Annotated in this window: 21 protein-coding genes; 9 read left to right on the top strand and 12 right to left on the bottom strand. The window is 68.5% G+C overall.

Annotated features, from left to right (window positions below; translation table 11 throughout):
• Positions 1-9: 9 nt before the first annotated feature.
• Together AC1KAR_RS11235 and AC1KAR_RS11230 are read right to left on the bottom strand one after the other, a co-directional pair.
• The gene (locus AC1KAR_RS11235) at positions 10-654 is read right to left on the bottom strand and encodes a cyclic nucleotide-binding domain-containing protein (RefSeq protein WP_480317480.1); all 645 of its coding nucleotides are present in this window, start codon (positions 652-654) and stop codon (positions 10-12) included.
• A 41-nt stretch (positions 655-695) separates the two neighbouring features.
• The gene (locus AC1KAR_RS11230) at positions 696-1739 is read right to left on the bottom strand and encodes a type IV pilus twitching motility protein PilT (RefSeq protein ID WP_480317478.1); all 1044 of its coding nucleotides are present in this window, start codon (positions 1737-1739) and stop codon (positions 696-698) included.
• A 70-nt stretch (positions 1740-1809) separates the two neighbouring features.
• Here AC1KAR_RS11230 and AC1KAR_RS11225 point away from each other — a divergent pair, with 70 nt between their 5' ends.
• Positions 1810-2484, top strand: coding sequence for a YggS family pyridoxal phosphate-dependent enzyme (locus AC1KAR_RS11225; RefSeq protein ID WP_480317476.1), 675 nt, complete (start codon positions 1810-1812; stop codon positions 2482-2484).
• A gap of 89 nt (positions 2485-2573) precedes the next feature.
• A complete protein-coding gene (locus tag AC1KAR_RS11220) occupies positions 2574-5561 on the top strand; it encodes an L-glutamate gamma-semialdehyde dehydrogenase (protein ID WP_480317474.1) in 2988 nt (995 codons plus the stop codon).
• Here AC1KAR_RS11220 and AC1KAR_RS11215 read toward each other — a convergent pair.
• Positions 5558-6046, bottom strand: a complete 489-nt coding sequence (locus tag AC1KAR_RS11215; RefSeq protein WP_480317472.1) for a GFA family protein — start codon at positions 6044-6046, stop codon at positions 5558-5560. The genes AC1KAR_RS11220 and AC1KAR_RS11215 overlap by 4 nt on opposite strands.
• Positions 6047-6202: 156 nt before the next feature.
• Here AC1KAR_RS11215 and proC point away from each other — a divergent pair, with 156 nt between their 5' ends.
• Positions 6203-7012 (top strand): pyrroline-5-carboxylate reductase, encoded by an 810-nt coding sequence (gene proC, locus AC1KAR_RS11210; protein WP_480317470.1) that lies wholly within the window; start codon positions 6203-6205, stop codon positions 7010-7012.
• A gap of 193 nt (positions 7013-7205) precedes the next feature.
• Positions 7206-8477 carry a Glu/Leu/Phe/Val family dehydrogenase gene (locus AC1KAR_RS11205; RefSeq protein WP_480317468.1) on the top strand — a complete coding sequence of 424 codons (1272 nt, stop codon included), beginning with the start codon at positions 7206-7208 and terminating at the stop codon, positions 8475-8477.
• A gap of 112 nt (positions 8478-8589) precedes the next feature.
• On the opposite strand, the gene AC1KAR_RS11200 is transcribed toward AC1KAR_RS11205, so the two are convergent.
• From AC1KAR_RS11200 to AC1KAR_RS11185, 4 genes are all read right to left on the bottom strand, one after another.
• Positions 8590-9696 (bottom strand): GGDEF domain-containing protein, encoded by a 1107-nt coding sequence (locus AC1KAR_RS11200; protein WP_480317466.1) that lies wholly within the window; start codon positions 9694-9696, stop codon positions 8590-8592.
• 133 nt (positions 9697-9829) lie between these two features.
• Positions 9830-10720, bottom strand: a complete 891-nt coding sequence (gene ubiA, locus AC1KAR_RS11195; RefSeq protein WP_480317464.1) for a 4-hydroxybenzoate octaprenyltransferase — start codon at positions 10718-10720, stop codon at positions 9830-9832.
• A 74-nt stretch (positions 10721-10794) separates the two neighbouring features.
• A complete protein-coding gene (locus AC1KAR_RS11190; RefSeq protein ID WP_480317462.1) occupies positions 10795-11247 on the bottom strand; it encodes a DUF2214 family protein in 453 nt (150 codons plus the stop codon).
• A 139-nt stretch (positions 11248-11386) separates the two neighbouring features.
• A complete protein-coding gene (locus AC1KAR_RS11185) occupies positions 11387-13012 on the bottom strand; it encodes a peptide chain release factor 3 (protein WP_480317460.1) in 1626 nt (541 codons plus the stop codon).
• A 261-nt stretch (positions 13013-13273) separates the two neighbouring features.
• On the opposite strand from AC1KAR_RS11185, the gene AC1KAR_RS11180 reads away from it, so the two are divergent.
• Positions 13274-14998, top strand: a complete 1725-nt coding sequence (locus tag AC1KAR_RS11180; RefSeq protein WP_480317458.1) for a diguanylate cyclase domain-containing protein — start codon at positions 13274-13276, stop codon at positions 14996-14998.
• A gap of 93 nt (positions 14999-15091) precedes the next feature.
• Here the strand turns inward: AC1KAR_RS11180 and AC1KAR_RS11175 are convergent, their stop codons facing one another.
• The gene (locus AC1KAR_RS11175) at positions 15092-15955 is read right to left on the bottom strand and encodes a helix-turn-helix domain-containing protein (protein ID WP_480317456.1); all 864 of its coding nucleotides are present in this window, start codon (positions 15953-15955) and stop codon (positions 15092-15094) included.
• A 105-nt stretch (positions 15956-16060) separates the two neighbouring features.
• On the opposite strand from AC1KAR_RS11175, the gene AC1KAR_RS11170 reads away from it, so the two are divergent.
• Entirely contained in the window at positions 16061-16771 is a 711-nt protein-coding gene (locus AC1KAR_RS11170) for an ATP-binding cassette domain-containing protein (protein ID WP_480317454.1), read from the top strand.
• Between the two features lie 16 nt (positions 16772-16787).
• On the opposite strand, the gene AC1KAR_RS11165 is transcribed toward AC1KAR_RS11170, so the two are convergent.
• Together AC1KAR_RS11165 and AC1KAR_RS11160 are read right to left on the bottom strand one after the other, a co-directional pair.
• Complete coding sequence (locus AC1KAR_RS11165) at positions 16788-17984, bottom strand: amino acid aminotransferase (RefSeq protein ID WP_480317451.1); 1197 nt, start codon at positions 17982-17984, stop codon at positions 16788-16790.
• Between the two features lie 23 nt (positions 17985-18007).
• A complete protein-coding gene (locus AC1KAR_RS11160; protein WP_480317449.1) occupies positions 18008-19102 on the bottom strand; it encodes a DUF2332 domain-containing protein in 1095 nt (364 codons plus the stop codon).
• Positions 19103-19160: 58 nt separating this feature from the next.
• On the opposite strand from AC1KAR_RS11160, the gene AC1KAR_RS11155 reads away from it, so the two are divergent.
• Positions 19161-19823 (top strand): Crp/Fnr family transcriptional regulator, encoded by a 663-nt coding sequence (locus AC1KAR_RS11155; protein ID WP_480317447.1) that lies wholly within the window; start codon positions 19161-19163, stop codon positions 19821-19823.
• Between the two features lie 24 nt (positions 19824-19847).
• Here the strand turns inward: AC1KAR_RS11155 and AC1KAR_RS11150 are convergent, their stop codons facing one another.
• A complete protein-coding gene (locus tag AC1KAR_RS11150) occupies positions 19848-20333 on the bottom strand; it encodes a glutathione peroxidase (protein WP_480317445.1) in 486 nt (161 codons plus the stop codon).
• A gap of 128 nt (positions 20334-20461) precedes the next feature.
• Here AC1KAR_RS11150 and AC1KAR_RS11145 point away from each other — a divergent pair, with 128 nt between their 5' ends.
• The gene (locus tag AC1KAR_RS11145) at positions 20462-21277 is read left to right on the top strand and encodes a response regulator (RefSeq protein ID WP_480317443.1); all 816 of its coding nucleotides are present in this window, start codon (positions 20462-20464) and stop codon (positions 21275-21277) included.
• Positions 21278-21319: 42 nt separating this feature from the next.
• On the opposite strand, the gene AC1KAR_RS11140 is transcribed toward AC1KAR_RS11145, so the two are convergent.
• Positions 21320-22204, bottom strand: a complete 885-nt coding sequence (locus AC1KAR_RS11140) for a DMT family transporter (RefSeq protein WP_480317441.1) — start codon at positions 22202-22204, stop codon at positions 21320-21322.
• Between the two features lie 145 nt (positions 22205-22349).
• Here AC1KAR_RS11140 and AC1KAR_RS11135 point away from each other — a divergent pair, with 145 nt between their 5' ends.
• On the top strand, positions 22350-23225 hold the full coding sequence (locus AC1KAR_RS11135) for a hypothetical protein (RefSeq protein WP_480317439.1): 876 nt from the start codon (positions 22350-22352) through the stop codon (positions 23223-23225).
• Positions 23226-23252: the final 27 nt, after the last annotated feature.

Below are 23252 nucleotides of genomic sequence, written 5' to 3'. Positions count from 1 at the left end.
CGGTGGCCGTCAATTGCTCGACAGCAATGCGCTCAGCCGGGCACTCACTTGCCTCAACCGCAATGACAGGCGCCGCGACAGCGAGGCCAGCAAGGCCAGGCCGAGCCGCGGCTCGAACATGATCATCTCATCCAGGCGCTGGGCGTCCACCACGGCCAGCGTGCAGGGGGTGAGCGTGATGCAGGCGGAAAAACGCGCGCCCGCATCGAGCAGCGACATCTCGCCCAGCATGTCGCCGGCCCGCGCTTCGGCCAAACGCGCGCGGCCGCCCCACGGCTGCACGCGGTCGACGGCGAGCGTGCCTTCGAGCACGATCAGCATGTAGTCGCCCTGCTCGTCCTGCCCGATGACCTCCTGGTTGGCCGGCACCGTCACGAACTGCAGGTACTGGCTCATGCGCGCGAGTTCGTCGGTGCTGAGCGCGGCCACGTAGCGGTCGGCGCCCCACAGCTTGGCAAAGATGGGCTCGGCCCTCTTGCGCTCGAACGGCTGCGCACCGACCTGCTTGGCGCGCACGGCCCAGGTGGCCAGAGGCTGCTCGTCGTCGGCGTGATCGGTGATCTGGGCCGAGAAAAAGGCCGAATCGGGCATGCCGGCAGCGCCCGCTTCGGTGAGGCCCGGGCCGCGCTTGAGTCGATCGAGCAGTTTCTTCACGGGAGCCCTCGCGCGCGGTCTGCGGTTTGCGAAAGCGGGTGTCAGCCGGGGAAGTTTTCCGGGAACTTGGCCTTGGCGCGCGCCTCGGCGGGCGAGATGATGTTGCGTCGTACCAGATCGGACAGGTTCTGGTCGAGCGTTTGCATGCCCATGGTGTTGCCGGTCTGGATGGACGAGTACATCTGCGCGATCTTGTTCTCGCGGATCAGATTGCGGATGGCCGCGGTGCCCAGCATGATTTCGTGTGCCGCCACGCGGCCACTGCCGTCTTTCAGCTTGCACAACGTTTGCGAGATCACGGCCACCAGCGATTCGGAGAGCATCGCGCGGACCATTTCCTTTTCAGCCGCGGGGAACACGTCGACCACGCGGTCGATGGTCTTGGCGGCCGAGCTGGTGTGCAGCGTGCCGAACACCAAGTGGCCGGTTTCGGCCGCGGTGAGCGCCAGGCGGATGGTCTCCAGGTCGCGCATTTCGCCCACGAGGATGGCGTCCGGGTCTTCGCGCAGTGCTGAGCGCAATGCGTTCGAGAAGCTCAGCGTGTGTGGGCCCACCTCGCGCTGGTTGACCAGGCATTTCTTCGCTTCATGCACGAACTCGATCGGGTCTTCAACCGTGAGCACGTGGCCATATTCGTTTTCGTTCAGGTGGTTGACCATCGCGGCGAGCGTGGTCGACTTGCCCGAGCCGGTCGGCCCGGTCACCAACACCAGGCCGCGCGGCTTGAGCGCCAGATCGGCGAACACCTTGGGTGTGTTGAGTTGCTCGAGCGTGAGGATCTTGGAAGGAATCGTCCGGAACACGGCACCTGCGCCGCGGTTCTGGTTGAAGGCATTGACGCGAAAACGCGCCAGGCCCTGGATCTCGAACGAGAAGTCGCACTCCAGCGTTTCTTCGTACGCCTTGCGCTGCGAGTCGTTCATGATGTCGTAGACCATCTCGTGCACTTGCTTGTGTTCGAGTGGATCGACATTGATGCGCCGCACATCGCCGTGCACACGGATCATCGGTGGCAGGCCGGCGGACAAGTGCAAGTCAGACGCTTTGTTCTTGACCGAGAACGCCAGCAGTTGGGTGATGTCCATGTGTCTCTGGGAGAGTTGCAACCCGCGTGCGCCATCGCGACGGGCGCGGTTGATATAGGCTCGCGGGATTATGGCGACGATTGCAGCGAACATACAACAAGTGCACGCGCGCATCGCCAGTGCCTGTGCGGCCGCGCAACGGCCCGTGCAAAGTGTCACGCTGCTAACCGTAAGCAAAACTTTCAGCGCGCAATCCGTGCGTGAAGCGTTCGCTGCCGGCGAGCGCTGCTTCGGCGAGAACTACGTGCAAGAAGGCATCGAGAAGATCGCCGAGCTCTCCGATCTGCGTGCCCAGATCGAATGGCACCTGATCGGCCCCTTGCAGAGCAACAAGACGCGCATCGTGTCTGAGCAGTTCGATTGGGTGCACAGCGTGGATCGGCTCAAGATCGCACAGCGGCTGAGCGAACAGCGGCCACCCCATCTGCCTCCCTTGTGTCTGTGCGTGCAGGTCAACATCAGCGGCGAGGCGAGCAAGAGCGGCGTACCGCCGGGCGAGGTGGGTGCGCTCGCGCACGCGATCGCTGCCTTGCCGCGCGTTCGCCTGCGCGGGCTGATGGCCATCCCCGAGCCCGACGCGGGCGGCGCACCCCACCGCGCGCTGCGGCACCTGCTCGAAGCCCTGCAGGCACAAGGGCTGGCACTCGATACCTTGTCGACCGGCATGAGCGCCGACCTCGAAGCCGCGATCGCCGAGGGCTCCACCATGGTGCGGGTAGGCACGGCCATCTTCGGTTCTCGCTGATTTTTATCCGGCATCTTGTCGATTGATTAGATAAATCTGCACACCTAAGCGGCATATCGTGGCGAGACATTCAACCACCGCCTGCCGCCATGCGCCCGCCCTCGCCGCCCCACGCCCGCCTGCCTTCGCCCTATCGCGTTGAGACCGCAGTCCTCGCCGCGATGCTGCCCGGCCTGTCACATGCGCTGGCATGGCCCGGCGTGGTCACGGCGGCCGCGCCCTGGGTTCAGGCCGTGCGCGACAAGCCGGCGCCGTTCTGGGCCATGGAGTCGCTGCTGCACGAGTACCCGATCTCCAGCGCCGAGGGCCTGGCGCTGATGCGCCTGGCCGAAGCGCTGCTGCGCGTGCCCGACACCGAAACGGCCATTGCGCTCACTGCCGATCAACTCGGCAAGGCCAGCTTCGACGGCGAGGCGCACGGGCCGCACAAGATGCTGGCCTCGCTGTCGGCCAGCGCGATCGCGATGTCGAAGAAGTTCTTGCCCGACGCGCAGGGCGAGAGCGGCCTCATCAAGCGCCTGGGCGCGCAGACCGTGGTGGCTGCCACCGTGCGCGCGATTCAATTGCTCGGCCGCCAGTTCGTGCTCGGCCGATCCATCCACGAGGCGCAAAGGGAGGCCCACTCCGCCCGCGCCGACCAGACTGGTCTGCGATTCAGCTACGACATGCTGGGCGAAGGCGCGCGCACTGACGCCGATGCGCAGCGCTACCTGGATGCCTACCTGCACGCCATCGACGCCATCGCCGGTGGCCGCACCGCGGCCGACCCGACGTCCGCCGATGGCATCTCGATCAAGTTCAGCGCCCTCTTCTCGCGCTACGAAGACGCGCAGCGCGAGCGCGTGTTCGATGAGCTGCTTCCTCGCGTGTGGCAACTCATCAAGCGCGCCGCGCGAGCCAACATCAACCTCACCATCGACGCCGAAGAAAGCGAACGGCTCGAACTGTCCCTCGACGTGTTCGACGCGCTGGCCGCCCGCGTGGCGGCGCATCACCCGCTGTGGCGAGGCTTCGGCCTGGCCGTGCAGGCCTACCAGACGCGCGCGCTGCGTGTGGTGCACGAGGTTGCGCGCATCGCACGCCAGCACAAGCTGCGCTTCATGGTGCGGCTGGTGAAGGGTGCGTACTGGGATGGCGAGATCAAGCGCGCGCAGGAACTCGGCCTGGCCGGCTACCCGGTGTTCACGCACAAGCACCACACCGACATCTCGTACCTGGCCTGCGCGCAGGCGCTGATCTCGCACGCCGACGTGATCTACCCCCAGTTCGCGACGCACAACGCCGGCACCATCGCGGCCATCCTGCAGATGGCGCAGCAGCAGGGCGCGGCCTTCGAGATGCAGCGCCTTCACGGCATGGGAGAAGGTGTCTACCGCGAGGTGATGAAGCGCCACCCCGGCGTGCCGGTGCGCGTGTACGCACCCGTGGGCGAACACCGCGACCTGCTCGCCTACCTGGTGCGCCGGCTGCTGGAAAACGGCGCCAATTCATCGTTCGTGCATCAACTCACCGACGAAGAAGTCGACATCGACACGCTGCTCGCCTCGCCCCTGTCGCCTGCTCCATTCGCCGCGCTGCCACACCCGATCGCGCTCTACGGCTCGGAGCGCGCCAACTCCAAAGGCGTGGACCTCGCCTGCCTGGATCAGCGCACGCCGCTCGAACAGGCCCTGGCTGAGGCGAGCGTGGCCGCGGTGCCCCTGACGCCGATCCGCGAGGTCGGCCCCACCATGGCACGCCTGCACGCCGGCTTCTCACGCTGGAACGACACGCCCCTGGCGGACCGCGCCACCGCCCTGAATCGCGCAGCGGACGCGCTCGAAGCGCGCCTGCCCGAGTTCTGCGCGTTGCTGGTGAAAGAAGCGCACAAGACGCTCGGCGACTGCATCGCCGAAGTGCGCGAGGCGGTCGACTTCTGCCGCTACTACGCGCACGTGGCCGAGGAGCGCCTCGCCCCGCAGGCACTGCCCGGCCCCACCGGCGAGAGCAACGAGTTGAAGCTGCACGGGCGGGGCGTGTTCGTGTGCATCAGCCCATGGAACTTCCCGCTCGCCATCTTCGCGGGCCAGGTGGTCGCCGCGCTCGTGGCCGGCAACACTGTGGCGGCCAAGCCGGCCGAGCAGACGCCTGCGGTCGCGCAACGCTTCGTCGCCCTGCTGTTTGAAGCCGGCGTGCCCGCCGATGCGCTGGCGTTGCTGCACGGCCCCGGCGAGACCATCGGCGCCGCGCTGGTGGCCGACCCGCACACCGCTGGCGTGTGCTTCACCGGATCCACCGCCGTGGCCCGGCACATCAATCGCGCGCTCGCCGCGAAGGAGGGCCCCATCGTCCCGCTGATCGCCGAGACCGGCGGCATCAACGCGATGGTGGTCGACAGCACCGCGCTGCCCGAACAAGTGGTCGACGCGGTCGTGCAGAGCGCCTTTCGCTCTGCCGGCCAGCGCTGCTCGGCGCTGCGCCTGCTGTGCGTGCACGAGAGCGTGGCCGACGGCGTGATCGAGATGATCCGCGGCGCACTCCAGGAGCTGGCGGTCGGCAACCCTTCGCTGCTCGCCACCGATGTGGGGCCGGTGATCGACGACGAGGCCTACGAGAACATCACGCACCACATCAACCGGTTGCGCCGAGAGGCGCGCCTGATCGGCGAAGCCCCGCCCGGCCATGCCGTGCCGCGCCTGATCGCCCCGATCGCCTTCGAGCTGCCGCAGGTGGCCAACGTTAAGCAGGAGATCTTCGGCCCCGTGCTGCATGTGGTGCGCTGGAGCGGCGAACCCGACGCCGTGGTCGCGCAGATCAACGCACTCGGCTACGGCCTCACGCTCGGGCTGCAGACCCGCATTGACAGCCGCGCGCTGCGCCTCGCGCACGCGGCGCGCATCGGCAACGTCTACGTCAACCGCAACATGATCGGCGCGGTGGTCGGCGTGCAACCTTTCGGTGGCGAAGGCTTGAGCGGCACCGGCCCCAAGGCGGGCGGGCCGCACTACCTCTACCGTTTCTGTGCCGAGCAGGTGTTGACGATCAACACCGCGGCGGCCGGTGGCAACGCAGCGCTGCTGGTGGGGTTGAAGAACTAGGCGCTGTAGACACCGTGCCGCTTGTGCCAGTCGGCCAGCGACTCCGCAGGCCAGCTTCTGCTGTGGACGTGGCCGCGGCCTGCGGGCACTTCGACCCACGGCGCCACCCATTCGAGCGCCGCCTCGACGACCTCGGCTGGCTTGGGCAGGGGCGTGTCGATGGCCGACGCATGCGGGTGCACCAGGCTCGGCCAGCGCGGGTCCCAGAGCCAGAGCGCGCTGCCGCAGAGTTTGCAGAAATGCCGGCCCGCCTTGGAGCGCCTCGACCGCTTGCCCGGCTCACGCAGCACGGCGTGGTAAATCGACACGTGCCCTTGCCCCGACACGCGCAGCGTCGTGGCATCGCCGCCCAGATTGATGGCGTAGCCCCCGCCGCCGGCCGTCTTGCGGCAGATCGAGCAGTGGCAATGCATGAATGGTTGCGGGCTGTCCGCCTGCAGGCTGAAGCGCACGGCGCCGCAGTGACAAGAGCCTTCAAGATGCATCGCGGACCTCCGGCAAACGTTTGTGCTCATGATCGCCGCGCAACCGCAACCGACACGGCAACAGGGTTCCAACCGGCGCCGCAGCCCTCCCGGCAGCAAGACTCCTTCGCCAGCGCGACTATCCTTCTCACCTCTGGTCCAGTCTGAAGAACCCACATGAACACGATTGCATTCATCGGCGGCGGCAACATGGCCAGCGCCATCATCGGCGGCTTGCTCAAGAGCGGGCGCGCGCCGGGCGACATCCTGGTGCTGGAGCCCAATGCAGAGCAGCGCTCGCGGTTGCAGCGCGAGTTGAAGGTCATCACGCTGGAGGCGCCCGGCTCGGTGCTGCAACGCGCGGGCATCGTGGTGTGGGCGATCAAGCCGCAGAGCTTCAAGGAGGCGGCCGCGGCCAACCTGCCGCATATCGGGCAGGCACTGCACTTCAGCGTGATGGCGGGCATACGCAGTGGCGACATGGCAAAGGCGTTGAACACGCCGCGCATCGTGCGATCGATGCCCAACACGCCGGCGCTGATCGGCCAGGGCATCGCGGGTCTGTTCGCGGGCGAGTCGGTGACCGCTACCGAGCGCAAGGAGATCGAGAAACTGATGGCGCCCACCGGCCGCACGATGTGGGTCGATGCCGAGGCCGACCTCGATGCGGTGACGGCGCTCTCGGGCTCGGGCCCGGCCTACGTCTTCTACTTCGTCGAAGCCATGACGCAGGCCGCCGAGGAGATGGGGCTGACGGCCGAGCAGGGCAAGCAGCTCGCGCTCGCCACCTTCTCGGGGGCGGCCGCGTTGGCGCAGGCGTCGCCGGAGACGCCGGCCGTGCTGCGCGAGCGCGTCACCTCCAAGGGCGGCACCACCTATGCGGCACTGACCTCGATGGAAGGCAGCGGCGTGAAGGCCGCGATCGTGAAGGCGCTCAAGGCCGCCCAGCGCCGCGCGGGCGAACTGGGCGACGAGTTCGGACGCTGACGGTCTCGGTTGCCGACCTTCGGCGCCGCCCGCTCACACCGCGGGCCATGCCCCGGCCCATGCGCAAGCGGCATGAAAAACCCACCCCAAGCCGCAGGCCGCGGCCTACAGTCGGGCCGATGCGGGCCGGCGCGTCACGAGTGCGCCGTGCGCCACGCATGCATGCACCTCACCACTCACGGAGACTGCCTTCATGACCGCCCTGTCCTACGTTCAGCACAGCCCTGACAGCCCCTGGCAAACCTACCTCTCGCAGGTGGATCGCGTGGTGCCCTATCTGGGCCACCTCGGGCGATGGGCCGAGACCCTGAAGCGCCCCAAGCGCGCACTGATCGTCGACGTGCCGATCGAGATGGACGACGGCAGCGTGGCGCACTTCGAGGGCTTTCGGGTGCAGCACAACCTGTCGCGCGGCCCCGGCAAGGGCGGCGTGCGCTACCACCCCGATGTCACGCTCGAAGAGGTGATGGCCCTCAGCGCCTGGATGACGGTCAAGTGCGCTGCCGTCAACCTGCCCTACGGCGGCGCCAAGGGCGGCATCCGCTGTGAGCCCAAGACACTCTCGAACAAGGAGCTGGAGCGCATGACGCGGCGCTACACCAGCGAGATCGGGATCATCATCGGCCCGCAGCGCGACATCCCCGCGCCCGACGTGAACACCAACGGCCAGATCATGGCCTGGATGATGGACACGTACTCGATGAACACCGGCTCCACCGCGACCGGCGTCGTCACCGGCAAGCCATTGCACCTGGGCGGCTCGCTCGGCCGCGTGAAGGCCACCGGCCGCGGCGTGTTCGTCACCGGCCGCGAGGCCGCGCGGCGGATCGGCCTCAACCTCAACGGCGCGCGCATCGCCGTGCAAGGCATGGGCAACGTGGGCAGCTCGGCCGCTGAACTGTTCGTGGGTTCAGGCGCCACGCTGGTGGCGGTGCAGGACCACACCGGCACGCTCATCAACCCCAAGGGTTTCGACATGGCCGACACCATGGCCGTGCTCAAGCGCGATGGCGGCATCGCCAACTACAAGGCGGCCGAGCGCGCCGACAGCGAAGAATTCTGGAGCACCGACTGCGACATCCTGATCCCGGCGGCGCTCGAAGGCCAGATCACCGTGGAGCGCGCCAAACGCATCAAGGCCAGGCTGGTGCTCGAAGGCGCCAACGGCCCCACGCTGCCCGAAGCCGACGACGTGCTGCGCGAGCGCGGCATCCTGGTCGTACCCGACGTGATCTGCAATGCCGGCGGCGTGACGGTGAGCTACTTCGAGTGGGTGCAGGATTTCTCCAGCTTCTTCTGGAGCGAGGACGAGATCAACGTGCGGCTCGACAAGATCATGGTCGATGCGCTGCGCAACATCTGGGACACCGCCGACAAGCACAAGATCACGCTGCGCACCGCGACCTTCGCGGTGGCGTGCGAGCGCATCCTGATCGCACGCGAGGAGCGCGGGCTTTATCCGTAGGCCCCCCAGTCGCTGCGCTCCTGCCCCCGGGGGGGCGCCGCCTGGCGGCCCGGCAAAGCCGGTTCCGCTGGCGTTGCTTGATGGAGCGCGTTGCTTCGCGCGCGCTATCAGGTCATCGGCAGTGCGACGTCGCTGGAACCTCAGCCACGCAGCGGTTGCGCCCGTCCATCTTGCCGCGGTACATCGCGGCATCGGCGCGCGAGATCGCCTCTTCGAGTGATTCGCCGTCGCGCAGGCTGCTCACGCCCAGCGTGATGCTCATCGGCGGGAGCAGGGGCGCGAGCGTGATCTGCTGCACCGCCAGGCGCACGCGCTCGGCCACCTTCAAGGCCGAGTCGAGATCGGTGTCGGGCAGCACGACGAGAAACTCCTCGCCGCCCCAGCGGCCGGCGGTGTCGCTTTCGCGCGTGGCACTCAGCAGGGCCCGCGCCGCACGCACGAGTGCGCGGTCGCCGACGTCATGGCCCAGTCGGTCGTTGATGGCCTTGAAGTGGTCGATGTCACCAAGGATGAAACTGATGGGCGTGCCGTCGCGCCGGCGACGACCTAGTTGCGCCTGGGCCACCTGCAGCAGGCGGCGCCGGTTGGCCAGGCCGGTGAGCGCATCGGTCGACGCCAGGTCGCGCAAGCGGCCCTCGGCGCGGCGCACCGCACCCAGGTACACGTGCGCGAGAAATCCCAGCAAGGCCAGCGTGGTGGCGATGTTGAAGCCGCGCAGCATTGACAGCGCCGCCGGCGCCACCGCGTGCAGCGGCTGATGGCGATGCGCATACATGTCGAGCGCGATGTAGAACACGCCCAGCAGTGCCCCGAGCATGATCTTGCGGCGCAGCACGCGGCCCGGGCTGATGAACACCATCGGCATCACCAGCAGCATGTAGTAGTGAAAGCCGCTCTCCCAGCCCACCCCCACGGTAGCGGCCACGGCGTGCAGCATCACCTCGGACCACATCACCGCCATGGCCGTCAGATTGCGGCGGCGGCGAAGCAGCTGGTGCGCGATCGTGTAGAGGCAGATGCTGCCGAGGTTGGCCCACACCATCAGCGGCGCATCCAGCGCGTAGAAGAGCGCGCCGAAACCGAAGTGCACCACGCAGGCGACGACGGCCACACGCGTCAGCGCGAGCCAGTACGACTGGCCGCTGTGCCGCGCCACGTTGGCGCCGTCGATCTGCTCGACGAGGGCAGGCGCGCGCGTGACCGGAGACGTGGCGGACATGGCCGGATTTTCGACCGCGCGTTCAGCATCTGCGCCCCACCCCCGCGCACGATGCCAACTACCGCACGCCGCGCCCGCGACGGATTGCACACAAGCGCCGCGTTTGTGCACGGCCCCCGGGCCGCGCCGCCGATCAGGCGCTCGACGACCCCTTCAACAGCCCCTGCGCCACCACGCCCGCGAAGACCGCGAAGCCCACCCAGTGGTTGAGCCGGAAAGCCCGAAAGCAGCCCTCGCGCGTGCGACCACGGATCAGCGTGTAGTGCCACAACGCGATGCCGGCAGCCACCGCCAACCCGGCGTGGTACGGCCAGCCCATGGCCAGGTGCACGCCCACCGCCGCCCAGATCGCGACGAAGGCGGCGTAGAAGCACATCACGCCGGCGACGTCAAAGCGGCCCAGCGTGATGGCCGAGGTGCGGATGCCGATCTTCAGGTCGTCGTCGCGGTCCACCATCGCGTACTCGGTGTCGTAGGCGAGTACCCAGAACAGGTTGCCGAGCAGCAGCGCCCAGGCCAGCGCGGGCACCTCGCCACGCACCGCCGCAAACGCCATCGGGATGCCGAAGCTGAACGCCACGCCGAGCACCGCCTGCGGCATCGAGAAGAAGCGCTTGGTGAAGGGGTAGAAGATGCTCACGGCAAGTGCCGCAACGCTCCACGCAATCGTCACGGCATTGGTGGTGAGTACCAGCAGGAAGGCCACGAAGGCCAGTGCCGCGCCGAGCAGCAGCGCTTCTTTCACGCTGACGGCACCACTCGTCACCGGCCGCTCGGCGGTGCGCTTCACGTGCTTGTCGAAATCGCGGTCGGCCACGTCGTTCGCCGCGCAGCCGGCACTGCGCATCAGAAAGGTGCCAGCCACGAAGACGATCAACAGGTGCCAGCCCGGGAAGCCGCCAGCCGCGATCCACAGGGCCGACAGCGTGGGCCACAGCAGCAGGTAGCTGCCGGCCGGGCGGTCCCAGCGGATGAGGGCGAGGTAGAGCGAAAGGCGGGAGGGAGCAGTCGCGGTGGTGGCCATGCGCGCAGTCTAGGGCGAGGCCGAAGAGCCCCCCGCGAGGCGGCGCTGCGTCACGCCGCGAACACACCCGCGCATCAGAAGCGCAGGCCCTTGGCCATCAACGAGGCCGACAACACCAGCGGCACCAGCAGCAGGATCTGCGCACCGAGCAGGCGCGAGATGCGCGTGTACTGCTGCTCGCTCACTGCAGGCGCCTGGCCCGCTTTCAGCCCCTTGCCCCAACGCAGGAAGACCATGGTCGGGTAGATCGACAGCAGGCCGATGACGATGAAGAGGGTCAGCTTCAGGTGGAAGAAAGGCGTACCGGCATAGAACGCCCAGCCCTTCTCGAAGTACACCGCGCGCAGGAAACCAACCGCAAGCAGGCCGCCCGCGAAGGCGCCATACCAGCGGTCGGCCAGCGCGATGCGTTGCGCCTCGCGCAAGGTGGGCGTGCGGCTGAAAGTCAGCCACTCGAAGACGAGCGTGGCCGCGATGCCGAACGCGAACACGAAGTGCAGGAAGGCGACGAACGAGCTGGCGAGCATGGCGTGGCTGGCGTGCAGTGGACGAAGCCCCGACTGTGCCGCGTTCTCGCGCCGTGCGGCAAGTCCATCCGACGAAGCCCGTGCGATGCGCCGCCGAGCGACCGACCTGCGGCGCGAGCGGCGTCCGGAAGCGCGGCGCTCAGCCTTCGAGCTGCTTCTGGAACACCAGCCCCGCATGCTCACGCAGCGCGTGGAACTTGATCTTGGGCCAGTTCTCTTGCATGGCGCGCAGTTCGCCGGCGTATTCGAGCAGCACGCAGGCGGCGTTGACGGCATCCAGCGCCACGCGGTGATCGTTGGCGTCGATGAAGCGCTTGAGTTCGCGCTCGCCGCCATCGGCCTCGTCACACGTCACCCAGCGCGCCACGTTGTAGCGCGCCGGCATGATGCGCGCCTTGACGCCGTACTCGTGCTCCAGGCGGTGCGCCACCACCTCGAACTGCAGCTGGCCGACGGCACCGAGCAGCAGCACGCTGCCAGCCACCGGGCGGAAGACCTGGATCGCGCCTTCTTCGCCCAACTGCGTGAGCCCGGCGCGCAGCTGCTTGGTCTTGAGCGGGTCGGCCACTTCGACGCTTCTGAACATTTCCGGCGCGAAGAAGGGCAGGCCGGTGAACTGCAGGGCCTCGCCTTCGGTGATGGTGTCGCCCAGCTGCAGCACGCCGTGGTTGGGGATGCCGATGATGTCGCCGGCAAAGGCCTCGTCCAGCAGCTCGCGCTTCTGGCTCATGAAGGTGACCACGGTGTTCGGCCGCAAGGTCTTGCCCGAGCGCACCACCTTCAGGGTCATGCCACGCTCGAAGCGGCCCGAGGCCACGCGCACGAAGGCGATGCGGTCGCGGTGCGCCGGGTCCATGTTGGCCTGGATCTTGAAGACCACGCCGGTGAACTTCTTCTCGTCGGGCTGCACCACGCGCTGGATGGCCGCGCGCTCGGCCGGCGGGGGGGCCAGGTCGACCAGCGCGTCGAGCACCTCACGCACGCCGAAGTTGTTGACCGCCGAGCCGAAGAACATCGGCGTCTGGTGGCCGGCAAGAAAGGCCTCTTCGTCGAACTGCGGTGCGGCCTCTTGCACGAGCTCGATCTCGTTCTTGGCGTTCTCGTACTGCATGCCGAATCGCTCGGCGTAGACCGGGTTGTCCAGCCCGGCCAGGATCTCGTCGTCGGCACCCTTGCGGTCTTCGCCGGGGCTGAACACGCGCATCTGCTCTTCGCGCAGATCCATCACGCCGTGGAACTGCTTGCCCATGCCCACCGGCCAGGTGAAGGGCACGACGCCCATGCCCAGCTCGCGCTCGATCTCGTCCATCAGCGTGAGCGGCTCCTGCACCTCGCGGTCCATCTTGTTGACGAAGGTGAGGATGGGCGTGTTGCGCGCGCGGCAGACCTGCAAGAGCCGCCGCGTCTGCGGCTCCACGCCGTTGGCGGCGTCGATCACCATCAGCGCGGCGTCCACGGCGGTGAGCACGCGGTAGGTGTCTTCGGAGAAGTCCTGGTGGCCCGGGGTGTCGAGCAGGTTGATGACGCAATCGCGGTACTCCATCTGCATCACGCTCGATGCCACCGAGATGCCGCGCTGCTTCTCGATCTCCATCCAGTCCGACGTGGCGTGGCGCGAGGCCTTGCGCGCCTTCACGCTGCCGGCGATCTGGATCGCGCCCGAGAACAGCAGCAGCTTCTCGGTGAGCGTGGTCTTGCCCGCGTCGGGGTGGGAAATGATGGCGAACGTGCGGCGGCGGCGCACCTGGGGCGTGAGGTCTGACATGGGGGTGCGGCGCAGGGCTGGCGTGCCGCCTGGTGGAAACCGGCAATTATCGACGCTGCAATGCGGCGTGCACGAGGGGGATTGCGTGCGCAGCGCACACCTCGGCCGCACAATGGCCGGGCGCGCCGCGCGTGCGGTGTCGCGTACGTCGCAAACGTTGCCAACGTCGTCTTCTCTCTGCATATCCCTCCCACTGTGAGTCGCCCGGGTCGAGCCCGACCGTTCTCCTTTGCGGCTTGGCTCGTTGCCTGGTTGCTTTCGATGCTGCTGCCCGCCGTGGCAGCGGCGGAGCCTTTGCGCCTGGACGACACCAGCCGCAGCGTGCATGTGTGGCCGGCCGTCACACTGATCACCGAGGGCGCCGCAGACCTCACGCTCGACGACGTGCTCACGCACCGCGAGCGCTTCGTGGCCCCGCCCTCGGCCCACGAAACGCTGGGCGTGCGCCAGCACCCCGCGTGGCTGCGCATCCCGATCGAGAGCACGCCCGGCGCGCCGCCGCGCTGGGTGCTCGACATCGACTACCCCGCGCTCCAGCAGGTCGACGTCTACCTGGTCGAGCACGGCATGGTGGTGCGCCAGGCCCGGCTCGGCAACCATGTGCCGTACTCCAGCCGCCCGCTGGGCAGCCGGTCGCATGCCCTGGGCTTCGACCTCGAGCCCGGCCGCTCGGCCGAGCTGTACCTGCGGGTCCAGACGCAGGGGGCGATGATCCTGCCGATCACGATCAACACCTTGCCCGCCTTCCACGAACGCGCGCTTGCCGAGCAAACCCTGCAGGGCGTGCTCGCCGGCCTGGGCCTGGCCTTGCTGATCTACAGCCTGGGCCGCTGGCTCACCCTGCGCGAGACGCTGTCGCTCAAGTACGCCCTGCTGGTGGGCAGCAGCACGCTGTTCTCGGTGTTCCTGTTCGGGCTGGGCGCGCAGTACCTGTGGCGCGACATGCCCTGGGTCGACCAGCATGCCGGTGGCTTCTTGTCGCTGATGGCGCTGTGCGGCTCCTTCCTCTTCATCGAGCACGCGCTCACGCGACCGATGCCCGCACGCGTCGCCGGGGCGGTGCTGCACACCCGCGCCGGCTACACGGGCCGCGCGTTCACCAGCCTGATGATCGGCGGCGCCGTGCTGTGCGCGCTGCTGGCCGTGGCCTACCTGGCCGACGTGATCGACACGCGCACGATCAGCGCGATCGTCAGCGTGCTGGGGCCGCTGCCGGCCGTTCTGGGCCTCCCGGGGGCGCTCTCTCGCGCACGCCAGCGCGACCCGATCGGCTGGGGCTTCCTGCTCGCCTGGGGCATCTACGCGGTGACCACCGCCACCCTGATCGGGGTCATCAACGGCCAGTTGCCGGTGACCTTCTGGACGCTGCACTCCTTCGAGTTCGGCGCCACCATCGACATGCTGTTCTACCTGCGAGTGCTGAGCCTGGGCACGCAGGCCATGCATGCCACCGCCCAGAGCGCCACGCGCGAGCGCGACACCTTCCGCTCGCTCGCGCAGACCGACCCGCTCACCGGGCTGAGCAACCGCCGGGGCCTGAACGCGCAGATCAAGGCCGCCTTGCAGCAGCGTGCCCCCGACACACTGGTGGCCGTCTACATGCTCGACCTCGATGGCTTCAAGGCCATCAACGACCACCACGGCCACCATGTAGGTGATGAGCTGCTGGTGGCCACGGCGCGCCGCCTGCAAACGGCCACGCGCAGCGAAGACACGGTGGCCCGGCTGGGTGGCGACGAGTTCGTGATCCTGACCGTGGGCCTCACCCAGCCGGAACAGGCCGACGCCCTCGCGCACAAGCTGCTCGGCCACCTGCGCCGGCCCTACCAGCTCGGCACGCACCACTGCGAGATCAGCATGACGCTGGGCTACGCCCTGGCGCCCGACGACGGCACCGATGCCGCCACCTTGTTCACCCGCGCCGATGCCGCGATGTACCTCGGCAAGAAGTCGGGCAAGAACCAGGCGCGGCGCTGGCAGCCCTGAGGCTGCGTCATCACGGCAGACTTCACGTGACCCGTTCAACCGAGCCAGCGCGCTTGCCAGGCTCGGCTGGCTACGTCTGCCACGGCTGGCTGCTCACGGCGCACCACTGGGAGCGGCGCTTTCCGCTTCGTTCATCAGCTTGGGCACTGCCTCGGCGGTGAAGGCATCCGCCGGCAGGAAGATCTCCATCGACAGCTCGGAGAGCGTGATGTCGGCCAGCCAGCCGAAGAGGGTGGTCGCCGTGAAGAAGCTGAGTACGCCCTGCGAACTCCGGATCTGAAACGGCGCGGCCACACCCGAATGCTCGGTGGCCACCGGTGCCGCCACCGTATCGGCGGCCGGCTCGGGATAGGCCAGCAATTCCGCCAGCAGCCCGACCAGCACCGGGTCGGCGCTCGCGTCGATCTGTTGGCGCAGGCGCTCTGCATGGAGGGCCCGCAGCTGCTGCCGGTTGACGATGCGCGAGGCCAGCCCTGCCGGGTGGTGGGTCTCGTGGATGACGTTGAGCCGCAGGCCCTCCGGCAGCTCGCCCACTCCCCCCAGGATGACGGTCGCTGCGGCGTTGGCCGCGACGATGTTCCAGTGCCGATCGATGGCGAGCGCCGGGAACGGCTCGTGCGCCGTCATCAGCCGTTGCATGGCCTGCCGGGCGGCAGCCAGATCCTCGCTCTCTAGCGAGCGCTCGCGGTACAGCGGTGCAAAGCCAGCCGCCGCGAGCCACTGGTTGCGCTCGCGCAGCGGCACCTGCAGACACTGCGACAGGCGCAACACCATTTCACGGCTCGGCGCGGCACGGCCGGTCTCGACGAAGCTCAGGTGCCGGGCCGACACCTCGGCGCGTGCAGCCAGATCGAGCTGCGTCCAGCGGCGCTGCAAACGCCACGCCCTGAGGTGCTCGCCGAAATGGCGCGGCCCAGTGGCCGGCCGAGTGGCGGTGATGGTGGTGGAGGGATTCATCCGGCCATCCTAGACACAACGCAGATGCTCAGCGCCTTACCTGTGAGGTAATCGACACGCTGCCGGCTTGGCGCCACGATGCCGCCCATCGACTCAGGAGGAAACATGACCGCCGCGCGCGCCAACGCCCCGGAGAGCGCCCCGGCCGACGCGCCACGTGCCCCGCTCCTGGAACTGAAGAAGGTGGTTCGACGGCACATCACACGGCGCATCGTTCAACACGAGCTGCGTGCCGATCTGGCGTTTCACAAGGCCGAGGTGGTCGGTCTCTTCGGCCCCAACGGCTCGGGCAAATCCACCCTGATGGACTTGATGGCAGGGCGCATCGACCCCACGCAGGGCCAGGTGCAGGTGCGTGGCCAAGGCATAGACGCGATCCGCCGCGAGCAGCGCTACAAACTCGTGCACCACCGCCGCCAGCCTCACCTGGCCGACCCGCAAGCCGGGCGATTCGAGCCTTTGGTGCTGCGGCCCCGTGAGCTTCTGCTGCTTCTGCGCGAAGGCTTCAGAAACCTGTTGCGCGAGCCTGCACCCGAAGGAGGAGCCCTCGTCCACATCTTCGACGAGCCACCACTTGAACGACCGTATGGCGAGCTGATGTTCGAGCGGTTTCGGCGGATGCGCAGCGAAGGTGGCTTGGTGCTGTTTTCGGCGCACCCTTCCGAGCCGTGGCACATCGAGCGCATCGGTGAAATCTGCGACCGCTACCTGTTCATGAAGGACGGCCGCCTGACCCAGATGCACAGCTTCGAGGTGTTCATGCAGCACCCCGATGTCGTCGACTACCTGAGTGCCATGCCGCCGCCTGCCGGCTGACCGGGGGCGCGGTCGGCTAAGGTGCCAGCACCGCCGCCATCGCCACCGCCGTGGCCTCGACGTTCGACGAGTTCAACCCCGCCACGCACATGCGGCCCGAGCGCACGAGATACACCGCGTGCTCTTCGCGCAGGCGGTCGACCTGCTCGGCCGTGAGGCCGGTGTAGCTGAACATGCCGCGCTGCGTGAGGAAGTAGTTGAAGTCGCGGCCCGGTAGCTTGGCACTGAGCACCGCATGCAGCTTCTGGCGCATCGCCTGGATGCGCACGCGCATCGCGTTCAGTTCGCTCGCCCACTGGTCGTAGAGCGCGGGCGTCTGCAGTACGCGCGCGACGATCTGGCCGCCGTGGGTGGGCGGGCTGCTGTAGTTCTTGCGCACGGTGGCCTTCATCTGGCCGAGCACCAGATCGGCCTCGGCCTTGTTCGGGCACACCACCGAGAGGCCGCCGCAGCGCTCGCCGTAGAGCGAGAAGCTCTTGGAGAAGCTGCTGGCGCAGAAGAAGCTCACGCCGGCCTCGGCCAGCGCGCGGATGGCGAAGGCGTCTTCGGCGATGCCGTCACCGAAGCCCTGGTAGGCGATGTCGACATACGGGATCAGCTTGCGTTGCTGGATCACCGGGATCAGCTCTTGCCATTGCGCGGCCGTCAGGTCCACGCCGGTCGGGTTGTGGCAGCAGGCATGCAGCAGCACGATGCTCTGTTCGGGCAGGGCCTTGAGCGCTGCCAGCATCTCGGGGAACTTCACGCCGCCGGTCTTCGCGTCGTAGTAAGGGTAGGTGCTGACGGTGAACCCGGCACCTTCGAACATGGCGCGGTGGTTGTCCCAGGTGGGGTCGCTGACCCACACGTTGCTGTTCGGAAAGTAGCGCTTCAGGAAATCACCGCCGACCTTCAGCCCGCCCGAGCCGCCGAGCGTCTGGAGCGTGGCGATGCGCCCGCTCTTCACGGCCTCGTGGTCGGCACCGAAGAGCAGCTGCTGCACCGCCTGGCGGTAGTTGGCCGCGCCTTCCATCGGCTGGTAGGGCCGCGCGCCGATGGTCTGCAGCATGGCGCTCTCGGCGGCCTTCACCGCGCCCATCACCGGCAGGTTGCCGGCGTCGTCGAAGTAGATGCCGATGCTGAGGTTGATTTTGTTCGGCCGCGGGTCCTTGCCGAAGGATTCGTTGAGTGTGAGGATGGGGTCGCCAGCGTAGGCGTCGACGTGCTCGAACATGGTGGGCTCCTGAGGAGCGGCGATTATCCCGCCAGCCACTCCAGCCAGCGGCCATGCGCGTGCGAACGCGCGAGCAACTCGAATCGGGGTTGCGCGGCACCACGCGAGCACAGCGTCCACAGGGTCGCCTGCCGGGTCGATGCGTCGAGCGGTGGCGGCACCTCGAGCGGCCCGATGCGCAGCGCCGGGCCCTCCGCCGACAGCCACATGGCGCCGGTGTCCTGCACCAGGCGTGTCAGTGTCTCGACGTGGCGCGCCAGGGCGGGCGGCTCGAAGTAGGTGAGCACCCAGCTGTTGAAGACCACGGGCTGCGTATCGGCCGGCACGCTGCGCAGCCACTCGGCGACATGCGCCGTGCAGTCGGCCACGCGATGAACCGGCCATCGCCACTGCCGCATCAGCCCCACCGCTTGCTCGAACCGGCTCGCGCGCTCGCGGTCGCTCGGCCACAGGCAGGCGCGCAGCCAGCCGATGGCGGCGGCGTCGTCAATGTCGATCGGCGCGGGGTCGATCCCGCTGCGCTGGGCGACCTGCACGCCGGCCGCCGGCACCGGCTGGCGCGGCCCCAGAAGCCGGCAGGCGATCACCGGCACACCCGGGCGGGCCTCGGTGCCCCATGCCGCTTCACCGAGTTGATAGCGGTAGCCATCGACCCCCAGGTTCAGGCCGGCGCTGCAGCCCAGGTCGAGCAAGGCCAGCCGTGCCTTGCCGCTGCGCCGCGCAATCTCATGCAGGGCCGGCCAGAGCACGGCGCAGCGGCCGATCTCGTTGGTCTGCGTGGTCTGGGTCTGCATGCGCGCATGCAAGGCGAGCGCGTGAGTTGCCACGAAGTCTTGCACGCAGTCGGCCAAGGCCGCGTCGGGCGGCCTCGTTCCACCGGCACTCGGGAAGTACCGCGCCAAAGGGTGCGCCGAGCCGGCGAGCAGCTTCTCGTGCACGGCGGCCAGCCAGAGGTTGGGGCGCTGCTGCTCGTCGCTCACGCCATCGAGCAAGCCGAGCAGCGCCGGGTCGGCCGCGACGATGCGGCACAGGGCCGCATACACAGGTTCCTCGGGGCATTCGACGTCGGCGAAATGGCGAAAGCGCTGTGCCAGTCGATCAAGGGTGTCGGTGTGCATGGCGCCAAGCGTAGTCCGGCGCACGCCCTGCATTTGTCGGGCATCCGACAATGTGAGCATGCAAGACGACATTGCCTCCCTGCTGGCCACGAGTCTCCCGGGGTTGCGGCTCACCGCCGCCCACTGGCGCGGGTTGCTGCCGTTGTGCAGTGTGAAGCGTCTGGCGCGCGGTGCCGTGCTGCTCAACCAGGGCGAGGCCACGCCGGCGCTCTACGGCGTGCTCGCCGGCGAGATCGAAGTGCGCTTTCTCACCCTGGACGGCGCCGCCTCGGTGGTCGAACGCGTAGCACCGGGCCGGCTGTTCGGGTTGTCGTCGTTCGCGAGCGGCCAGCCGTCGACTTTCGAGGCCTCGGCCGCGCGCGCATCCCGGGTGCTCGCCGTCGGGCCAGCCGCGTACGAGTACCTGATGGATCAGGTGCCCGGCTTCGCCCGCGCGCTGATGACCGAATTCGCGCGGCGCCACCACGGCGCGCTGCGCATGCTGGAGGCCTCGCGTCACCGGCCAGCGGTGGAACGCCTGAGCCTGGCGCTGGAGCAACTGGCCCGCAGCGGGCGTGCCGGGCCGGTGGATGCGCGCGGGTGGCGCTTCATCCGGACTACGCAGGCCGACCTCGCCGCGCTGGCGAGTCTGTCGCGCCAGACAGTCAACCTACTGCTGCGCGACCTGGCCTCGCAGGAACGCGTCCGCCTCGTCTACGGCGGCGTGTGGATGGCGCCCTGACGACCGTGATCGGCGCGTGCCGGCTCAGGCCGCCAGCGCGGCCTCGATGTCCTTCGCAATCGACTCGGGCTTGTCGGTCGGCGCGTAGCGCGTGACGACCTGGCCGTCGCGGCCGATCAGGAACTTGGTGAAGTTCCACTTGATCGCCTTGGTGCCGAGGAAGCCCGGCGCTTCGGCGGTGAGCCATTTCCACAGTGGGTGGGCGTCGGCGCCGTTGACCTTGACCTTCTCCATCATCGGGAAGCTCACGCCGTAGTTGAGCTCGCAGAAGGAGGCGATCTGGTCGTTGCTGCCGGGGTCCTGCCCGCCGAACTCGTTGCTCGGGAAGCCCACGATCACCAGGCCGCGCTCGGCGTAGTCCTTCCAGAGCTTCTCCAGGCCGCCGAACTGCGGCGTGAAGCCGCATTGGCTGGCAGTGTTGACGATCAGCAGCACCTTGCCCTGGAGCGTGGCCAGCGGCACGGGCTTGCCGTCGATGGACTGGGCTTGGAAGTCGTACACGCTCGCCATGGCGGCCCCTCGGGAGTTGTGAAATATGTGGGAGACCACTGTAGCGCCGCGCTCCACCCCTCGCAGCGAAGGGTTGACGCGCCCTGCCCGGCGGTCAACCATCGGCTCTACCCACCACCGGCCGCCCCATGTCCGAGCGCACCCATGAGCGCACACCCGAGCGCATCGTCGAGCGCTACACCGTCGCGCTGCAAGGTTTCAGCGACTTCGAGCGCGCCGGCCTGGCCTCCATCTTTCGCCTGGCACAGCAGCGCTCGCCCGCGTATGTCGAGGGCGACGGCCCCGCGGTGAGCGACTTCATCATCGCCAACGCCGACGACAAATCTCAGGCCGGCAGCCTGCGCGACGCCAACCGCCTGCAAGACAGCATCTTCATCGGCGTGCAAGGCCCGGCCGGTGCCGCCGCTTGCCTGGCGCGGCCGATCGCCCCCACCCACATCGTGCGCGAACTCGACCAGCTCGTGGAGCAGCGGCTGTCCAGCCTCGACGAGCCGCCCACCACCGGCTGGCTCAGCTCCGCCTCGGGCGGCCTGCTCGACGACCCAGAGCGCCCCGCGAAAGACGTGCTGGTGGTCGACGACAGCCGCATCGCGCTGCGCTTTCTGCAGGTGCGGCTGCAAGGCCTGGGCTACCGCGTGCACCTGGCGCGCGATGCCGAGCAGGCGATGCAGCGGCTGGCCACGCAGGCGTTTTCGATGGTGTTCCTCGACGTGGTGCTCGGCCCGCCCGGCAGCATCGACGGCTTCGCGATCTGCCAGCACATCAAGCAGCGCGGGCAGCACCCTGGCGGCGTCGCGCCGCGCGTGGTGATCGTGACCGGGCTGACCGGCGCGATGGACCGGGTGCGCGGTGACCTGGCCGGCTGCGACGCCTACCTGACCAAGCCGCTGATGGAAGCGGAGTTCACGGCCGCGGTGCGACAGCTCGATCCGGTGGCTGCATGAACGTCGCACTCCCGGCCGCACGCCGGGGGACCTGCAGCGCCATCAATGCGCGGGCCGCTCCAACGTCGAGAGCAACGCTGCCAGCAGGATCAAGCCGCCACCCCAGGCCAGCGCGGGCGTCATGGTGCCGCCGCCCAGCCACATGGCCGACGCCGAGGCGAACAGCACCTCGGTCAGCATCACCACCGACGACACATTGGCCGGCAGGCGCGCGGCGCCGTACTGCAAGGCCATGTTGCTGATCAGGAAGAACACCGCGAGCGCGCCCGCAAGAGCGACCCACGTCCACGAAGGCGGCGGCGGCCAGGGCACGGCGCCCTGCACGCCCAGCGTGGCCGCCAGCGTGCCGGCCACCAGCACTCCGCCGATGAACATGGCCAGCGCTCGGCTCTCTTCGGGCAGGGCCGCCTCGCGCCGCAGCATCACGTTGTTGAGCGCGAAGGTGAAGCCGCCGATCACGCCGAGCCAGTCGGGCAGCGACTGTGGCACCGGCAGGCCTGCACCGCCCTCGGGCCACAGCACCACCGCTGCACCGATGAACGCAATCAGCACGCGGCCGGCGGCCAGCGGGCTGAGCGTCTCTTTCAGCAGCACGCGCGCGAGCAGCGCGGCCCACAGCGGCATCAGATAGAACAGCAGCACCACGCGCACCACGTCGCCGATCGACACGCCCCAGTTGAAGGTGGCGTTGGTCGTGCCCGATGCGATCACCAGCACCCACAGCTCGCGCGTGCGCAGCACCTGCCCGAAAGCGCGCGGGCGCAGCACCGCGATCACGAGCACGGCCGCCAGGTACACGAACGCGGTCGTCCAGAGCGGGTGCAGGCCATGCGCCTGCAATTGGCGAAAGGGCCACCACGACACGCCCCAGATGAAGGCGTTGAGCATCAACGCCAGCGCGGGCAACAAGGTACGGGAGTTCAGCACGGGCGGCGATTGTGGCCGCAGATTGTGGCGGGCTTCACGCCCCCGCAGTCGCGGGGGCGCGGCCCGCGCATCCCAAATCTGTCGGATTGCCGCGCGCCCCGGTGCCGCCTAAGTTGATTCCACCCCCTCGACCGGAGCCGCGCCCATGAAATCCCTGGCTGTCTATTCACCCGCCCAGCTGGCATCGGACAACCCGCCCGACCTGAGCTTTGCGAGCCACCGATTCCTGGCCGAAGGCGACTCGTGGTTCACCTTCGGCGGCCTCAACCCCTTCGCGAACACCAACCTGCTCTCGGAGATGGCGTTCGACGAGTTCGCCTACGCGGTGAACTGCGCGAGCCCCGGCGACACGCTGGCGCGCATGGCCGACATGAGCCGCGACCCGGTGTTCGAGCAACTGCTGTGCGGCGCCCTGGCCATGCACTGGGATGGCCTGCTGCTCTCGTGCGGTGGCAACGACCTCATCGATGCCCTCGCGGCCGCCGGCCCCGGCGTGCCGCGCGAACAGCGCCTGATCCTGGCCGCTCCCGACTGGGGGCCCGCCACAGACGGCCCGGCGCGCTACCTGAGCGACGAGGGCTGGCAGACCTTCGAGCGCTACCTGATGGCCAACCTCGCCCACATCGTGGCACTGCGCGACAGCGGGCCGGCCGCGGGCTGCCCGGTGTTCCTGCATGGCTACGCGCTGCCCACGCCGCGCGCCTCAGGCGCCGGCATCAGCGGCCCCTGGCTGCAACCCGCGCTGGCGGGCCATGGCATCGACCCGAACGACTGGCCCCGCCTGTCGGCCCTGCTCATGCAACGCCTGGGGGTGACCCTGGCGGGGCTCGCGGCCGATTCCGCGCGCTTCCCGAACGTGCACTTCTTCGACACCGCCGCCATCGCCATCGATGCCGCCGAAGCCACCGCCACCGGCCGCAGCGGCGACTGGCTGAACGAGATCCACCTCACCCGCGGCGGCTATCGAAAGCTGGCCCGGCCGTGGGCGGGGAGGATTCAGCAGACTTTGCGTGGTGTTTGAGATCGGACAGTCATCTCGCGGGCCGGT

This window comes from Piscinibacter sp. PDB1-1 (assembly GCF_056675995.1).
Note: the sequence above shows the minus strand (reverse complement) of the source record. Positions and strands in the feature narration are given on the sequence as shown.

Coding starts and splice junctions, on each gene's coding strand:
- AC1KAR_RS11230 (WP_480317478.1), bottom strand. CDS start 1,739: ATGGACATCACCCAACTGCTGGCGTTCTCGGTCAAGAACAAAGCGTCT.
- AC1KAR_RS11225 (WP_480317476.1), top strand. CDS start 1,810: ATGGCGACGATTGCAGCGAACATACAACAAGTGCACGCGCGCATCGCC.
- AC1KAR_RS11220 (WP_480317474.1), top strand. CDS start 2,574: ATGCGCCCGCCCTCGCCGCCCCACGCCCGCCTGCCTTCGCCCTATCGC.
- AC1KAR_RS11215 (WP_480317472.1), bottom strand. CDS start 6,046: ATGCATCTTGAAGGCTCTTGTCACTGCGGCGCCGTGCGCTTCAGCCTG.
- proC (WP_480317470.1), top strand. CDS start 6,203: ATGAACACGATTGCATTCATCGGCGGCGGCAACATGGCCAGCGCCATC.
- AC1KAR_RS11205 (WP_480317468.1), top strand. CDS start 7,206: ATGACCGCCCTGTCCTACGTTCAGCACAGCCCTGACAGCCCCTGGCAA.
- AC1KAR_RS11200 (WP_480317466.1), bottom strand. CDS start 9,696: ATGTCCGCCACGTCTCCGGTCACGCGCGCGCCTGCCCTCGTCGAGCAG.
- ubiA (WP_480317464.1), bottom strand. CDS start 10,720: ATGGCCACCACCGCGACTGCTCCCTCCCGCCTTTCGCTCTACCTCGCC.
- AC1KAR_RS11190 (WP_480317462.1), bottom strand. CDS start 11,247: ATGCTCGCCAGCTCGTTCGTCGCCTTCCTGCACTTCGTGTTCGCGTTC.
- AC1KAR_RS11185 (WP_480317460.1), bottom strand. CDS start 13,012: ATGTCAGACCTCACGCCCCAGGTGCGCCGCCGCCGCACGTTCGCCATC.
- AC1KAR_RS11180 (WP_480317458.1), top strand. CDS start 13,274: ATGCTGCTGCCCGCCGTGGCAGCGGCGGAGCCTTTGCGCCTGGACGAC.
- AC1KAR_RS11175 (WP_480317456.1), bottom strand. CDS start 15,955: ATGAATCCCTCCACCACCATCACCGCCACTCGGCCGGCCACTGGGCCG.
- AC1KAR_RS11170 (WP_480317454.1), top strand. CDS start 16,061: ATGACCGCCGCGCGCGCCAACGCCCCGGAGAGCGCCCCGGCCGACGCG.
- AC1KAR_RS11165 (WP_480317451.1), bottom strand. CDS start 17,984: ATGTTCGAGCACGTCGACGCCTACGCTGGCGACCCCATCCTCACACTC.
- AC1KAR_RS11160 (WP_480317449.1), bottom strand. CDS start 19,102: ATGCACACCGACACCCTTGATCGACTGGCACAGCGCTTTCGCCATTTC.
- AC1KAR_RS11155 (WP_480317447.1), top strand. CDS start 19,161: ATGCAAGACGACATTGCCTCCCTGCTGGCCACGAGTCTCCCGGGGTTG.
- AC1KAR_RS11150 (WP_480317445.1), bottom strand. CDS start 20,333: ATGGCGAGCGTGTACGACTTCCAAGCCCAGTCCATCGACGGCAAGCCC.
- AC1KAR_RS11145 (WP_480317443.1), top strand. CDS start 20,462: ATGTCCGAGCGCACCCATGAGCGCACACCCGAGCGCATCGTCGAGCGC.
- AC1KAR_RS11135 (WP_480317439.1), top strand. CDS start 22,350: ATGAAATCCCTGGCTGTCTATTCACCCGCCCAGCTGGCATCGGACAAC.